The sequence below is a fragment of the Fimbriimonas sp. LA-C6 genome, assembly GCF_055398105.1.
Genome location: NZ_AP038796.1, coordinates 1,926,024 through 1,941,797, shown reverse-complemented (window position 1 = coordinate 1,941,797; position 15,774 = coordinate 1,926,024). Strand labels below are relative to the sequence as shown.

The 15,774-nt window shown below is 53.0% G+C and carries 14 protein-coding genes; 6 read left to right on the top strand and 8 right to left on the bottom strand.

Annotated elements, in window-relative coordinates:
• Positions 1-19: 19 nt before the first annotated feature.
• Positions 20-2,320: a glycosyltransferase family 4 protein gene (locus tag ACZ51B_RS09005; RefSeq protein ID WP_464296910.1), complete on the top strand. Its 2,301-nt coding sequence runs from the start codon at positions 20-22 to the stop codon at positions 2,318-2,320.
• Here the strand turns inward: ACZ51B_RS09005 and ACZ51B_RS09000 are convergent.
• Both ACZ51B_RS09000 and ACZ51B_RS08995 read right to left on the bottom strand, forming a co-directional pair.
• Complete coding sequence (locus ACZ51B_RS09000) at positions 2,312-4,267, bottom strand: hybrid sensor histidine kinase/response regulator (protein WP_464296909.1); 1,956 nt, start codon at positions 4,265-4,267, stop codon at positions 2,312-2,314. The genes ACZ51B_RS09005 and ACZ51B_RS09000 overlap by 9 nt on opposite strands.
• Positions 4,268-4,529: 262 nt before the next feature.
• A complete protein-coding gene (locus ACZ51B_RS08995) occupies positions 4,530-5,132 on the bottom strand; it encodes a hypothetical protein (protein ID WP_464296908.1) in 603 nt (200 codons plus the stop codon).
• A gap of 271 nt (positions 5,133-5,403) precedes the next feature.
• On the opposite strand from ACZ51B_RS08995, the gene ACZ51B_RS08990 reads away from it, so the two are divergent.
• The gene (locus ACZ51B_RS08990) at positions 5,404-5,988 is read left to right on the top strand and encodes an RNA polymerase sigma factor (RefSeq protein WP_464296907.1); all 585 of its coding nucleotides are present in this window, start codon (positions 5,404-5,406) and stop codon (positions 5,986-5,988) included.
• A gap of 167 nt (positions 5,989-6,155) precedes the next feature.
• Here ACZ51B_RS08990 and ACZ51B_RS08985 read toward each other — a convergent pair whose 3' ends face one another.
• The 4 genes from ACZ51B_RS08985 to ACZ51B_RS08970 all read right to left on the bottom strand — a co-directional run bounded on the left by ACZ51B_RS08985 (position 6,156) and on the right by ACZ51B_RS08970 (position 9,924).
• Positions 6,156-7,436: a S28 family serine protease gene (locus ACZ51B_RS08985; RefSeq protein ID WP_464296906.1), complete on the bottom strand. Its 1,281-nt coding sequence runs from the start codon at positions 7,434-7,436 to the stop codon at positions 6,156-6,158.
• A 29-nt stretch (positions 7,437-7,465) separates the two neighbouring features.
• Entirely contained in the window at positions 7,466-8,203 is a 738-nt protein-coding gene (locus ACZ51B_RS08980; protein ID WP_464296905.1) for a hypothetical protein, read from the bottom strand.
• A gap of 68 nt (positions 8,204-8,271) precedes the next feature.
• Entirely contained in the window at positions 8,272-9,267 is a 996-nt protein-coding gene (locus ACZ51B_RS08975) for a LacI family DNA-binding transcriptional regulator (RefSeq protein ID WP_464296904.1), read from the bottom strand.
• A gap of 222 nt (positions 9,268-9,489) precedes the next feature.
• Positions 9,490-9,924 carry a hypothetical protein gene (locus ACZ51B_RS08970; protein ID WP_464296903.1) on the bottom strand — a complete coding sequence of 145 codons (435 nt, stop codon included), beginning with the start codon at positions 9,922-9,924 and terminating at the stop codon, positions 9,490-9,492.
• A 120-nt stretch (positions 9,925-10,044) separates the two neighbouring features.
• On the opposite strand from ACZ51B_RS08970, the gene serC reads away from it, so the two are divergent.
• From serC to ACZ51B_RS08950, 4 genes are read left to right on the top strand one after another with little or no spacing between them, the layout of a single operon-like run.
• Positions 10,045-11,163 (top strand): 3-phosphoserine/phosphohydroxythreonine transaminase, encoded by a 1,119-nt coding sequence (serC, locus tag ACZ51B_RS08965; RefSeq protein WP_464296902.1) that lies wholly within the window; start codon positions 10,045-10,047, stop codon positions 11,161-11,163.
• A complete protein-coding gene (locus tag ACZ51B_RS08960) occupies positions 11,160-11,996 on the top strand; it encodes a hypothetical protein (protein ID WP_464296901.1) in 837 nt (278 codons plus the stop codon). Before serC ends, ACZ51B_RS08960 begins: the two co-directional genes overlap by 4 nt.
• A gap of 2 nt (positions 11,997-11,998) precedes the next feature.
• Positions 11,999-13,321, top strand: a complete 1,323-nt coding sequence (locus ACZ51B_RS08955; RefSeq protein WP_464296900.1) for a cytochrome P450 — start codon at positions 11,999-12,001, stop codon at positions 13,319-13,321.
• 4 nt (positions 13,322-13,325) lie between these two features.
• Positions 13,326-13,859 (top strand): hypothetical protein, encoded by a 534-nt coding sequence (locus ACZ51B_RS08950; RefSeq protein WP_464296899.1) that lies wholly within the window; start codon positions 13,326-13,328, stop codon positions 13,857-13,859.
• On the opposite strand, the gene ACZ51B_RS08945 is transcribed toward ACZ51B_RS08950, so the two are convergent.
• Positions 13,856-15,298: a PH domain-containing protein gene (locus ACZ51B_RS08945; RefSeq protein WP_464296898.1), complete on the bottom strand. Its 1,443-nt coding sequence runs from the start codon at positions 15,296-15,298 to the stop codon at positions 13,856-13,858. The genes ACZ51B_RS08950 and ACZ51B_RS08945 overlap by 4 nt on opposite strands.
• Entirely contained in the window at positions 15,295-15,756 is a 462-nt protein-coding gene (locus ACZ51B_RS08940) for a PH domain-containing protein (RefSeq protein WP_464296897.1), read from the bottom strand. The genes ACZ51B_RS08945 and ACZ51B_RS08940 overlap by 4 nt, the downstream gene beginning before the upstream one ends.
• Positions 15,757-15,774: the final 18 nt, after the last annotated feature.

Here is a 15,774-nt window from a genome sequence, read left to right as displayed (position 1 = left end):
CGAGACGCATCAGGCATGAATGCCAGACGATCAGATCGTCCAGAGGAGGTTGTTGGTCATGAGTCCAACAAGTAAGAAATCGATATGTTTCTTGGGAAACCACACCCCGCGTCAGTGCGGGATCGCCACTTTTACGGCAGACGTCGCCGAAGCAGTGCGCGGAAGAGGAATGAATGCCCAAATCATTGCCATCAATGATGGAGCCACCTATCTCTACCCCGAAGAGGTCGTCTTTGAAATCGACCAGGAAGACCCATATTCCTACATCGCAGCCGCGAAGTTTGTCAATTCAAAAGGCTATCACGCAGTTTGCGTACAACATGAGTACGGAATCTTTGGCGGAGAAGCAGGAAGCTACGTCCTAGACTTTCTCAGTGAAGTCAAACCTCCCGTTGTGACGACCCTCCACACGATCCTGTCCGATCCAACCCCTGAGCAAAAGCGAGTCATGGATCGGATTATCCAGCTCTCGGAAACGATTGTCGTGATGACACGCCGAGCAAAAGAGATTCTTCTCAACGTGCATACAGTCGAAGCCTCAAGAATTCAAGTGATCCCTCACGGCGTCCCTGAATTCCCATACGAACGCAGAACAGAATTGCGAACAGATCTCGATCTGGTGGGAAGACAAGTGCTTCTTACATTTGGGCTGATTTCACCCGATAAGGGGCTCGAATATGCCCTTCAAGCCCTCCCCAGCATCATTGAAAAGAACCCAGAGGTTCTCTACCTAGTTGTAGGTGCTACTCACCCTCATGTAAAAGCAAAACATGGCGAGGCCTATCGAGCACAGCTTCAAACTCAGGCAGCTAACCTCGGTCTGCAAAACCATGTGAGGTTCATCGACCGCTATGTAAGCCTAAAAGAACTCCAAGAGTTTCTCGTCTCTTGTGACATCTATGTAACTCCTTACCTCAAACGGGAGCAAATCACCTCAGGCACGCTCGCCTATGCGGTTGGATGTGGCAAACCCGTGGTTTCCACCAACTATTGGCACGCCGAAGAACTCCTAGACAACGGATGTGGAGTCTTGGTTCCTACACGTGATGCCGGTGCAATCGCCGAGGCGGTCAATGGACTTCTTGGCGATCCTCAAAAGATGGCTCAGGTGTCCGAAGCCGCGAGGCAGCGATCCAAAGGTTCAGAGTGGTCAGCGGTCGGACAGAGATATGTAAACCTGTTCAGCCACGCACACGACGGTGGGCTTAAACGCCTGATTGGTTTTGCTAGCCTTTCCAAAGTCGTGGAGAAGCGAGAACCCTTGCCATCCACGAATTTGGATCACGTGATCACCATGACGGACGACACAGGGATCCTCCAGCACGCAGTCTACGAGTTCCCCAACCGCTTTGAAGGCTACTGCGTGGACGACAATGCACGGGCGCTCATTCTCACCTGCTGGCTTCCGTCGGAACCACTCGTCAACGATCTCTCTTCGCGCTATCTCTCTTTTGTCCACCACTCACTCAAAGAGGGTCGGTTCCGCAATTTCATGTCTTACGAGCGCCTCTGGCTTGAAGACGCGGGTTCAGAGGACAGTCACGGCAGAGCTCTCTGGTCTGTCGGAGTCGCCGCCTCCAAAGGCAAAACACAGGGAGCGAGAGCGCTTGCCTCCGAAGTTTTCAGAGGCGGCCTGGAAGCGGTTGAAGGTTTCACTAGCCCACGCGCCTGGTCCTTCGCCATCCTCGGATGCACGGAGTACCTTGCCGCAAATCCTTGCGACGCAAACGTGCGCAACATGGTGGCCAAACTCTCAACAAAACTGGTCGGCTTGTACCTTTCAACCTACTCTCCCGATTGGAAGTGGCTCGAAAACATCGTCGCTTACGACAACGCCCGCGTCTCGCAAGCTCTCCTTTGCGCAGGACGTATTTTAGACTCGGAGGAGATCACCAATATCGGCCTCGAGTCGCTTGAGTGGCTCGTAGAAATTCAAACCAACGAGAAAGAGCACTTCTCACCCATCGGGTCAAGCGCCTTCTACAAGCGGTACGAACAACGCAGCCAGTTCGATCAGCAACCGCTTGAAGCAGCGGCAATGATCGATGCTTGCTGCGAAGCCTTCAAAGCCACCAATGACTTCGCGTGGATCGATGCCGCCAGCAAAGCAATGAACTGGTTCCTCGGGGCCAACGACCTGGAGCTGGTCATTGCAGACATTCAGACAGGGGCATGCCGAGACGGACTTCATGCAACCGGTGTGAACCTAAACTGTGGAGCAGAGTCAACGCTCGCCTTCCAGATGGCGCTCGCCAAGATGTCCGAGCTGACCCCCGGAATCAAGATTCCAACAAGAGATCAATCCGTTAAGCTACTTTAGTGGAATGTTGGTAGCGTCGACAACCATCGGGTCGTCGACGCTCTTCTTTGTTTGAGTGGCAAGTTTCCAAATTACATCCACGAGCACCGCAAGGTCCACGGGCTTGCAGAGATGCGCCTGATAGCCTGCGCTTAGAGACCGTTCCTTGTCCTCTTCACGGGCAAAGGCAGTAAGTGCAACTGCGGGTACCTGCCCGCCATCTTCTGCCGGTAACGCTCGAACCGCTCCGATCAACTGATAACCATCAAAGCCAGGCATCCCAATGTCGCTCACCAAGACATCTGGCTCAAACTCCTTCAGTGAAGGGATAGCATTTTCGCCGGAGGATGATGCCCATACGTCCGCTCCACTCTCCGTCAGCATCACGGAGATAAGGCTGCGCGTGTCCTCATCATCATCGACAACCAGAACACGTATGCCGACGAGAGGAGCCTGTTTGTCCTGTGCAAGAGCAGCTGTACCGTTTGTCGATTTCGTTGGAGACAGTGGCAAGATGATCGTGAAGATGCTTCCTAGCCCAATTCCAGGGCTGTCAGCTCGAATGCTGCCGCCGTGTAGCTCAATGAGCTTCTTCGCAATCGATAGGCCAAGCCCGAGTCCACCCTGAGAACGCGTAATGGAGGCGTCTGCCTGCCTGAAGCGATCGAAAACAAAGGGCATGAACGATGGAGGAATCCCCTCACCGTTATCCTCAACCTGAATCACTGCGTTTGTGTCGTTCTTTCTGAGCTTTACGCATACGCGCCCACCCCGAGGAGTGAATTTAACGGCGTTCAAAAGAACGTTCGTGATGACCTGCTGGAGTCTTCCAGGGTCGGCACGCACAACCAAATCTTCTTGACACAGGTCCAAATCGAGTTGAATCGACTTATTCAGGGCGGCAGCTGAACACACAGCTACTGATTCGTCGATTACTTCGGAAAGCAACAGGACTTGCATGTCGAGCCGAACCTTGCCGCTGCTCATCCGGCTCATGTCGAGAAGTTCCTCGATTAGCCGAGATTGCAATCGCGTACTGCGTTCGATTGCAGCAAGACCTTCGGTTAACCTCTCATCGGACAGCTTCCGAACTTGGAGTAGTTCAGACCAGCCCAAGATGGATGTCAGAGGAGTACGCAGTTCATGAGAGAGCGTCGCAACGAATTCGTCTCGCAATCGGCTCGCTCTTTCTGCGTCACTGCGTGCGCGTCGCTCGTCTGCCAAAATGCGTGCCATTCGCACATCTCGTTCCTTTCGTTCCGTAACGTCCTGAATATAAAGTGTTAGTCCGTGGCGGTCAGGAAAGCCACGCAAGTGAAGCCATTTGCCGGAAGTGGACGGCTGCGGGAGATCAATAGCGAGAGTCTCTGACTTATTCTTGCAGGCGGTCACACTGTCTCGAACCACAAGCACATACACAGGCAGAATGTCCCAGAGGTTTCTGGAAACCAACTCCTCGGAACCAAGTTCAAAAATATCCCCGAGAGCTCGATTTGCGTGCGTCACCTTCCAGTCGTTATCCACCGTAAGGAAGCCGTCACTGATACTTTCAATGATGTTAACCGACTTAGCCCGCTCCTCGTCCCGCTCAATCGCCGTTTGCCGATAGCTGAAGGCTGCGTTTCGCAATAGCTGGCAAATGATACAAAGGAAAGTCCAATTCGTAGCAAAGGCAGTCACGGCAATGAGAGTGGGTGTGTCATTAATCGTCCAGGTGTGATAAGGCTTTACAAAGAAATACACACCGAGAACGATGCTCATCGTGGTGGCTACAATTCCAGGGCCAAAGCCACCCATGAATGCAGCAAACGCAACGGGCAATGTGAAAAAGGCTAAGGAGCCGCGGTCACCAAGAAACTCATGGTAGTGGAATCGTATAGCAATAAATATGCCTGTCACCACTATTGAACTTGCGTATTGCAACCAGCGGGGTAGCTGCCATAGCCTCCAATCAACCCCATTCTTCATGTTGTCTAGTCCTTACACGCTTCGCTCTATCGACGAGTTGCTCGATTCCATAGTTACAAGCTCATGTTATTTTCTAACAGTATGAGCATTGAATCTGGTGATCCTCTTACAAAATCTCCCTGATAGAAGGGATGCAACTCTAAGCCGAAACTCTTGAACATTATGTGCCCAACTTGACACCTTTCACCACTGTTAAGGTCACTTAGAAGTGGTGAATGACCCAAGGAGTTAGAAGTCCTCTCCTTGGGCCAACCATCTCGCTTCAAAGAACAGTGTGCTTAGGTGGCACAACGTCCGATGGAGCCATAGTTCCTGGCAATGGACGGTGATGTGCTTTGTATTTCTCAATCACACTTCGAGCTTCCGTGGCACTCAAATTTCCAGAAGGGACTGTGATGGTCAGAACTGCAGCGCCGCTCTCAAACGATTCAACGTATTCTGCAACTTCCTCATCGTGAACTCCCTGATCTTTTAAGTAGCCAGTAACTCCACCAACCACCGCTCCGCCCGCCGTCGTAGCAGCGGTGCCCATCAGTGCAATCCCGAGCGCACCGCCGCCCACAACGAGCCCAATTCCTGGGACCATGAGGGCTGCAAGAGCGGCAATCGCACCAAGCCCTAGCCCAATTTCTGCCCCTTTAGTCGCACCAACTCCTGCGTCCTCCGGTGTGGTTGTGCTGATCCCATGCAGAGCCGAACTACGAACGTTCTCGGCCCTGGGCTCGGTCTCGTTGAAGTGAGCCACATAAGGCTCCTTAATCACCAGGCTAATATCCTCACTCTTAGCCCCGTGATCCAAGAGTGCGCCTAGCGCTCTCTGGGCATCCTCTACATCGCCGAATACTGCATAGATACTTTCTCTCATGTTAACCTCGTCGCTGTGGCTTACGTTTAACAACGACAGCTACCCTCCAGACGATAACTAGATAGATTTGTCTCATTAGATAAATCGATCTAACAGTATTCATACACTAAGGCGTTGATTAGTAACAGGAAACAACATACATAAACAATTCTTGTGTTGTTTATACATGTATACTCAATTCATGTATAACGTTCTAATGCCAGGAATGCGTTACTAATATATCTCGATAAGATAGATTATTAGGAGGCTAAAAGTGATTCACAATGAAACAATGTTGATAGAAAGGTGCCAAGAAGGAGACCGGTATGCGTTCGATCAACTACTCTCACTCCATCAAAAGAAGGCATACGATTACGCACTCCATATGACAAGACATGTGGAAGACGCGTCAGATATCGCCTCCGAAGCCTCACTCAAAGCGTTTAAAGCTATAGGGCGATTCCAACAAAACAGCTCCTTCTCGACATGGCTCTGCCGCATCGTTCACCGGTGTTTTCTCGATCAAAGGAAGAGACGACGTCCGATCGTGGTGGCGAGCCTCGATGCCACCGACTGCGACATGAATGGACACCTTGCAGTCGAGTTTCCAGAGCCAACCGATCCCGCACAAACTCCCCTGGAAAACTCGTTGCAAAATCTGCATTCAGGTTCCGTGCGCAAAGTCCTTGCCCAGCTCCCAGAACCCCACCGTGATCTTCTTCTCATGTATCACGACGACGAACTAAGCTGCGCTGAGATAGCAAATAAAATCGGCTGCCCAATCGGCACCGTCAAAAGCCGACTAAGCCGAGCCCGAGAAGCTCTCAAGAAGCTGGTCGACGCTGACCAAGAACTCTTGGACATCGTAGCTATTTAAGTTCCATGGGCTATGAGGCGTGCGTATTACAAAGCAGTAACACGACGCGCCCCTCCTAGCTTAGGAACTCCCTTCTTCCCATGACTTCCTATAATCAGGGAAGAAGGGTTTGGGTGAGGGTGCAAGCTTAACAATTTGTGCCCCGTCGTTCATGAACCTAATCGATTTCAGTCCCGAATCAACTTCATTCCCAACCACTTGTCCATGGTCGAATAGAACAACTCTTTCTCGTCGGGCGAGAACAACCGAACGCTCGCGTTGTGGTACGCACCCTTCGCCACGATCTTGATCGCGTTCGTCCGCCCCAACAACTGCATCTGAGTCGCCGACCAAGCATCGGTCTCGCCGTAGATAAACACCACGTTGTTTGCCTTGTACTGCAGATAGTGGAACACAAACGATAACGTCTGAGGGTTGTAAACGATCTTGTCCTGCGTCCCGTCTGGACATAGATCCAAATTGCTGGGCGAAGGATTCGCCTTCAAATATGGTTTGAAGTCGGTGATGTCGTAGTTGTAGTAGCCAATCTCCGTAAACGCCTGATACATAAACGGCTCAAACCGCTTCTTCAATGCATCCCCGTAATAAGCCATCGACCCCACACGCTTAAACTGAGCCGCTAACTCCGCAGCAGGAGCGTCCGGGCCAGGAATACTACTCGGAGGCGTCCCATACTGCCAAAACGCATATGGATACTCCAAAATCCCATACTCGTAAGCCTTTTCCAACCCCATGGAGTAGTTCTTCGGGTCTTCCTTCAACAGCGGCAAAACCTCAGCCCGCCGCTTGAACATCGCAATCTGAAACTCCCGAACCCGTTTCCGATCCTCCGCAGTCCCCACGGTCTCTAGAAACTGGTTGATACGAGGATCCTCTTGCCCGATGTTTATAGGTGCCACATAGGCCACCGTCGCGTTCACATCGTTTGGGTAGTAACACTTAAAGAACAAGGAAGTCTGCCCGCCCTTACTCGCCCCAGTAGCCACCCACTTGCCCGAGTACAACTTCTTAAAAGCCGAAACAATGGCGTGCATGTCATCGGCGGCATTCTTCACAGTCAGATGCTCCCAACGAACCGGCTTTGGAACCGACCGCCCAAAATAACGGTGCTCCACCACCACCACATTGGGATCTCCCAACATGTGCTTCAACTCCCCAGCCCTAGGCCCAGAAGCCGAATATCCTTCTGTCTCCAAAAGCACCGGATGCGCGAAGTCTGCGTGAGCCAAGAACACATGCTGGATGAACTTCGCTCCGTGAGGGCGCTTGTGATCGACCGGCTGTTCAAAGCTGATGTCGAACGACGCCTTGCCGGACATCGCCTTGACATCTTTGACGCCAGGAAGCTTACGTAAACTCGTGGCAAGATCCGTCTGAGCACAAGCCGACCCGCTGGCCAGCACCAGCATCAACGAAGCAGCAGCAGAACCAAACCGAAGAGTGTTCATATATCGTTACCAAGTATGCACATGAACGATCAGTCCTTCTTGCGAAGCGACACCTTCATCCGACCGGAATAGATCGCATCCAGCAACTTGAACGCCTCGGGGTCGTACTTCTTGAAGTTCTCGCGGCCTGGAGCAGGGATGTCCGAATTCTTGGGGGTGTCTCCGTGGCCGCCGAAGTACCACATGGTCAGCTCAGCAAAGAACTCGTCCTTGTCGCTCGAAGAGTAGCCACCCTTCCACAACCCTTTGCCAGTCGAGGCCTTGAACTGGGCGATGATCTTCTCTTGAATGTCCTCAGAAAGACCGTAGTTCTGGAGGGTGTGAGCAAACTCGTGCACACAGATATCTCGCCCAAAGTACCGATCCTTAGGCAGCTTCAGAAGGTTCTCTTCGCCACAGGAAAACGCCAATCCCCCCATCCCACGAGTTCGCTCGTCGATGGTCGTGACTTTCTCCGTCGGCTTGCCCTGGAAAGGCTTTCCTTTCAAGTTGCGAAACTCAGGAAGGTCCGAAGTGACCTGGTCCTTCCCAATGATGTCCAATTCCGCACCGGCCTGGACCAAGTTGGTAATCGCATTTGGCATGTGTTTCAACATCATGTCCATGCGATGCCAAGCTTCGATAAGCGCTTTGTCTGAAACTACGCGATTCGATTTAATGGGAATCCCGTGGTAGTTCGTCTTCTTATCAAAGAACTCTTTCTCTTGCGGAACAATGGCCTCAATTTTAGGAACCTGGAGCATGACGCAGAAAGCTAGGGCTAGCATGAAACCATTCTCGCATAGGTTCCGCTAATTGTTAGGTCTAAAACGATTTAATATCAAATGAAAATCGGTCAACCCTTCGATGACTCTCGAATCACCAGCTTCGGCCGGAACCAGGTCTCCTGAACCGGAGTGAGCGGATCGTTAATCCGTCGCTGCAAACACTCCCAAGCCATCCGGAACATCTGCTCCAACGGCTGAACAATCGTGCTGATCGGGCACTCCAGGTACTCCGTGTCCTCAATACCATCACAACCCACAATGGCAACATCATCCGGAACCCGAACCCCTAAATCGCAAAGCCCTCGATAAGTCCCAATTGCAAGATCGTCGTTATGACAGAAAATCGCTTCAGGACAGCCATGCTCCCGCACGTACTCCGCGATGGTTTGCCGAGCATTCGATCGCCCAAAACCCGTGCGAATAAACTCAGTAGTCAACCCAGCCTCCCCCATGAGGGCGGCGTAAGCAAGGTACCGAGGGTCGTCTACGACAAGGTCTTGCGTCAAGTACGCAACCCTCTTCCGACCTGGCTTCAAGAGGTGTGCAATCGCTTCGTGTGAGCCATCAGCAAGATCAACCCCGACATGGTCCACACCAGGAACGCCATTGTAAGTTCCCGTACACACCACCGGGACAAACACCGAAGGTCGATCGCCAAAGAAAGCCGTCACCGCAGGACCGGCTTCATGGGCAATGATGCCATCGACGCCGAGGGGAGAGATCTTATGGCTCTCGGCAAGCTCCACGGTCTTATTGCCGACCATGTTAATGATCAGTTCGTAAGGTTCGTTCTGCAAAACGGCATGGGTATGATGCGCAACACTGGCCTGATACGAATCCGCCAAACTCTCTGACCACAGCCAAAGAGAGATCATATTCGTCTTGCCCGTAACAAGAGCGCGGGCCGCCGGGTTGGGACGATAGCCCATCTCAACAGCAGTCTCCATCACGCGCTTACGAGTGCCCTCCGAGATCATCGGATCGTTAGGCCGGTTGAGTGCGCGGGATACCGTGGCGTGTGACACATTCAGTCGCTGCGCGACATCTCGGATGGTAACTCTCAATTTGCTTCCTCTCCCCTCAATGCATCATGCCAAAACATGCACACGTTTACTATATCAGGGTTCTCTTTGGATGACAAGTCATCTTCTTCGCCCCAATTTCACGTTTACGACGTTTTATCAGGTGATTTTCGTTCAAAAAATCTAGAGAACGTGATGGGGCGCGTATGAACAGTTACACGTGTGCGGAATTCTTAGGTGATTGAGCTAGATGGAGCCGAGCAACTAGTCTTCATCGTAAGGAGGTTCGGTCAGCTTGATACCAGGCTCTGAGTTCAGAATCTGTTCCAGTTGCTGATTCACCTTTGCGGCAACAAGCTCCAGAGCAGCTATCTTGGGACCCCGCTCCCAGAACTTGAGGGATGGCATCGGCTTATCCATCTCAACACTCACGTTCCATAGAGTGTGAGTGTCATCCTCTGGAGCGCCGACACATCGGATCCAGCAGGAACCTGACTTGAAGACATCGCCCTGGATTACCACGGCCCAACCAAAGTCTTCCGCGATGGCATCGACCTCTTCATAACCCAGCTCGCTGAACTTTGCTGCCACCCACTGGGCGAGTGCCTCGCCGTAAACACCCGGGTTGGTCTCTTGGTCTTCTCCAGGGCGGACTTTGAAGAGTGTTGACTCGAACCAGAAATCTTGCACGGACAACATAGTACTTAGTATCAGCAGTCTCTTAATGAATATTGTTTCGTCACTAGGGTTCGTACGTGCAATTTCGGGCGTACCCAACATTCCTATCCATACGTTAACCTGGCTCGTGCATACTATGACGTGCGGAACCACAATTTTTCGGCGGGTCCCGGAGCATTGCCCCTCGGCGTGGAGGAAGCTGCTAGTAAAGCCCTCATCAATGTGCCAGAAGTTGGCCTACCCGTGCTCGGTATATCCCACCGATCCGGGTGGTTTTTGGATGTCGTATCAGAAGCCGAGCAGCTCGTTCGTGAACTTCTCAATCTTCCAGACAACTACCACGTCTTGTTCTTGCAGGGTGGTGCAACAATGCAATTCTCCGCAGTTGCAGCTACCTTTCTGCGGGGCAAACCGACCTTCGGAGAGTATCTCAACACGGGCTATTGGAGTACAAAGTGCCTGCCCGAGGCTAGAAAAGAAGGCGATGTCCGTGTCCTGTGGGATGGCACTTCCGAGGGATTTAGCAGACTGCCCTCAGACGAAGAACTCACGTTCTCACCCGATGCTTCCTACTTCCATTACATCTCAAATGAGACCGTAGAGGGCCTTCAATTTCATCGCGTTCTAGGACGAGATGGGGTTCGCCGGGTGATCGATATGTCCTCCGACTTCTTGTCGAGGCCAATCGATTCAACTCAGTTCGATATTATCTATGCCCACGCCCAGAAGAACCTCGGGCCGGCCGGGGTAACGATTGTTGTGCTTAAGGACGACGTGCTTGCAGAAGTCCCAGAAGGGCTACCTTCCATGATGGATTACCGCCCGCATGTAACGATGAATTCGATCTTTAATACGCCACCAACCTTTGCCATTTACGTAATTCTATTAGTGCTGCGATGGCTCAAGAATGAGATGGGTGGTTTGGAGGCGATGAACAAGCTGAACGAAGCCAAGTCATCCCTCCTGTACGAAGTTCTAGATGCAAGTGATGGCTTCTACGAGGGACGTGCGACTCCCAAGGATCGCTCGCTGATGAATGTATCGTTCACGATGCCCAGCCCCCATCTGGAAAGTGAGTTCTTGCAAGAGGCGAAAGCCGTAGGTCTGTTTGGCCTAGAGGGACATCGCTCGATTGGTGGACTACGAGCATCACTCTATAACGCAGTGACCTATGAATCGGTTCAGCGTCTTTGTGAGTTTATGAAGGAGTTTCAGGTCGGTCAACGACAAACGCATCACAGTGCGGAGTGTGTGCGATGAGTGAAGGCGGATTTACCGTTTCAGATTGGCCACCGCTCAGAAACACAGTGGTCCACGCCTGCGATAACGCACGGCCTCATACGGTCTATGCTGCCACCACCGTGGACTTTACGGAGTCGTTTTACCGGATCGCCGAGTTGCGACGGGCAACTCGCATCGCAGTTTCATACCATGCGTACGTGCTTGGATGCATGGCGAAGGCAGCGCACCCCTACAAGATGCTCCACTCCCTGAAGCAGGGGCAGAAGCTGATCACATTCGATTCAATCGACATGGGGACCATCATTGATCAGCACGCTTCGGATAAGCTGCGCACTCGGCTGCCTGTGGTGCATATCATCCGAGATGCAAATGTGAAAAGCATCGCGCAGATCAATTGGGAAATTCGCACGGCTGCTCGTACAGACCTGAGTTCCAACCCCGAGGTTGCTGCTCGGCGGAAACTGACCAAGCTCCCCTACTTTGCCCAAAAAGTCATGTTCCGTCGGCTGTTCCGGAATCCGACTTTGCACCGGCAGTTCTTCGGAACCATGGGCTTTACCTCCACCCAGAGTCCTGGATATAGCCACCCACTGCACGGATTTGTCACCAACCTCCACACATCCACCGTCGCCATGGGCAACCTACATGACGGGTTCCTGCCAGACAAAGAGGGGAAGCCAGCGTTGAGACGCTTGCTCGACCTCAGCGGATCCTTCGATCACGATTTTGTGGACGGTATGCTGCTTTCAACCTTTGGAGCGGCAGCAAGCAAACTCATCGAGTCGTGCTATGGGCTGGACGACGAATTTATTCGCGAGACCAAAGAGCTTATCGCAGCGCAGGGAGCATAGAGATGAAGATTCCGGAGATCAAAGGGCATTGGCTCACGGGATCAGCCGCATCCCTAAGGCAAGCTCCTCACCGGTTTGTCGCTCACATTGGACTTGAGAACGGTGGTCTCGCGCGATTCCGGGTTCTCAATAAGTCCTTAATCGCCTGCTCGGGTGTCTCAGCAGCACGGCACGTGCTCGTCAAGAACCACGAAAACTATCCCCGCTCCTACCACCGCCTGAATGGAGCCCTGCTTGTGGGAACTGGCTTAATCTTCAATGAAGGCGATGAGTGGTTGACGCGTCGACGACTCTTGCTACCTGCCTTCCGTGCTGAGAACATGAACCGAGTGTTCGATGTGTCCGTCGCTGAGACACGTCGGATACTGGATGAGTGGGTCGGAGTGCCGAGTGTCGTGGCCCAAACTCAAGCCCAGCGACTGACTCTGAATATCATTGCCCAGACTCTGTTGAGCGCACGTCTAACGGAGGAAGAATCCGACCGTTTCAGCGAAAACCTTCAGGAGGGACTTCGGCTTGTTCGTGGTCGGAATGTGAGTCCTCTGCCGTTGCCCATGTGGATCCCAACCCGATCCAACCGTCGAATGGCGGCCGTGAGGGCAAAGTTGGACGCTTTCGCCGACGCACATTTGGACGCAAGGACCGCAACACCCGAGGGTGAGTGGCCCGACGACATCTTAACCCACATGATGCGCGCCAAAGACCCGGAACCTCTATCTCGGGACGCACTGAGAGACGAGACGAAGACGCTGTTCACAGCGGGCTACGAGACCACAGCCACAAGTCTCACATGGTGCCTTTATCTGCTTGCCAAGAACCCCGAAGTGGCCGCCAAGTGGCATGCAGAACTGGACAGAGTCCTGGGTGGCAAAGAACCTGATTTTGAGACACTGAATCAGTTGGACTACACTGCTGCCATCATCCACGAATCCCTTCGGTTGTACCCCTCGGTTTACGCAACGGGACGCAGGGCTGTGGAGGATGACGTGATCGATGGATACGAAGTAAAGAAAGGGGATGTGATTCTCCTCTCGATTTTCGGAGTCCACCGAGACCCCTCCGAATGGAAGGAGCCTGAATTGTTCCTCCCAGAACGCTTTATGCCCGATCAGACCTGGAACAAAGACGCGTTCATGCCATTTCTGGTTGGCAAGCATCGTTGCATCGGAAACACCTTTGCCCATATCGAGCTGATGGTTGCGGTTGCCATGATCGGTCAGCGATACGAAATCAGCCTCCCGGTAGACTTCCACGCAGAGGCGAACGCCTTCGTCACTCTCACTCCAGATAGGGATATCCCCCTGACCCTGAGGGCGCGAAACTAATCCTATGCAGTTGCTTGATATCACCAATCCAGAAGAAGTTGCCGAGTACGAGCGAGGCTTTTACAAAGTGTTCGCCCCAATCGTTACAAACCGGTTGATACGTAAACTATGGGATTGGGATGAGGAAGCCAAGCGCCTGCGCACGCGCGTCCCCTACGAGGAGCAGACAATCTTCGTACAGAAGGACTCCCATGGTCGGGTGAACAGGGCGCTTGCAGTCGGCACGCAGTTGGCAACAGTGCAGTCCAGAGACTACGGATTCGAAATCGAGTCCGTGCCCGAGAATAGCGAGGCACTCACGTTCTTTACAGTGGGGAGCCGTCGCCTTGGCGAAACCAAGACATTCTATGAATCTTGTCGCCAGCGCCTCGTGGAACGCGGTCATCAGGACCTGTATGGCACCTGCGCTCCCAGAGTTTTAAAGCTCTATCTTTGGGTTGGAGCTGAAGTCATTGAAACGCGCGAAATAGAAGGTGAGACGCGCCACTTCTTCCGTATTCGACTAGATCAAAACACACGTTGGCGACCTGAAGGCTAGCCGAACTCTGCCAGCCTCCGCTCTTCAATGACGGCGAGCTTTTTCTGCCAATTGTTCATGAACTGAGCAACCGCCGATTCCGGCATGGCACCCACATGAACACGGTGCTTCATACCTTGAACCATCAAGCTAGAGGCCCTGCGTTTCTTCCACCACCATGGTTGAGTGATCGCAATGTTCTCTACACGCTCGATGGGGATAGCCGAGATCGACTGCTGAAGGTAGCCCATGCGGGTGACAAGCGCGTCCTCAGTGATCGCGAATCCATTTTCTTCCCGGGAAAGATAAAGTCCGATGAGGCGGAACGCACTAAACGTCCCGAGAACTCCAGCTGAAATCCCAACCAACAGGGTCCGAACGAGGCTTCCACCCATGCCGAACTTGGCGACGATGCATGCTAAGACCCCCAGAAAGATCATGGAACGCGTGGTGCGGACGATGTAGAAAATCGGGTCCAGAGGCTGCCATCTGAGTGTGGCAATATCTAAACCCGGGATGACCGTTGAGGCGCTGTGGTAGGCAACTTGCTTTGGAACGTAAAGAGCGAAGGGCGCGAGCACACCCGCCTCTCCAAAAGAAGAAGCCGTCCCCGCGTGGAAGCTGCTTCGTTCCAGCCACCGCTGGATGATGCTCGTCGTGATGTGCAGGTATTCGATGCGGCTGGGGCGGATAGCAGTCTGGACCTTGTTGATCAGACCGTACGAGATCCGGAAGACCCCTTCCGTCTTAAGAACCGTAAACCCTCCGAACTTGAGGAAGTACGAGATGACTCCCCATAGCCAAGAAGCAAGCACGGCAAACACAATGGCACCCAGCATCGCGAACGCTCCGGCAGTGGCAGATAGCTCGCTGATAAACGAAACCGCGATGCCAATACTGGGCCCACCTACCGTCATGAGGGTGATGATCATCTGGGCCAAGTGGTTCTCCGTGATCGCACCGAGTAGCAGATCGTGCTGAGTGAGCTTCAAGATCGGTTCTTCGGTCTTGAGTTTTTCTGGCTCCTCTTGTTGGATGGCACCAAGCAGTTCTTCACGCAGCTTCTCCGCATCGGGTAGCGACAGGACGCTGAGCTTCATATCGCGCCCATGCCCCATGGCTGTCTCCACGTCGATGGTGGCTACACGAAAGATTCTTTCTAAGAGGTTCTGGCGGATCCCAACGTTTTGGATCTGCACCAACGGTATCCGACGGTCTTTACGAAAGATCCAGCCCGTAGTGTGTACGATGTGATCGTCCACCACATCGAACCGAGTCGTCCAGTAGGTGCCCACGGCAAAGATGCCGGTGAACGCTACAATGAAGATCCCAATCCACTCGTGGTTGCTGTCGTTCTTGGCGAAGAACGTGCCGATGATGAGCGGAAATGCCGTGGACACAGCCTCGCGTAAGCGGGGCAGGAGCGCGACGACAATGGTTGCCGGGTGTAGCTTCCTCACAGCGCTTTAGGCCCCGACATCAGCTCGGTCCGAAGCCTTTCGGCGCGCTCGGTTTTGATTCCTGGGATGGTTCCAACCCGGGCTCCGGCGGTATGTACAACCACGTGGACTAGATCGAACCGCCTGCCAATCGGACCCGATTCAAAGTCAACGTGCTGAATCCGGTTCCGGGAGACGATGCGCCGATGTCGAATCCACCAACCATGGCTCATCTCCAGCGTGTAAGGCGTGAGTTGGAATGTCCAGCGTTCCCATCGGAGTTGGAGCATAAACAGAGCAGCCACGGCGCCGAGAACAGGCAAAAGGGAGAATGCAAGGATCCAGAGAGATGCACTCATCACCGTCACACCAATAACCGCACATCCCAAAACGAGGCCAAAGAGAATGCCCCATGAGGAGAGCACTTCCACACGCCAGATGTAGAGTACGTTGTGATCTGGACGCTCAATCTCGTTCATCGAGCTAGTTTACGTGGA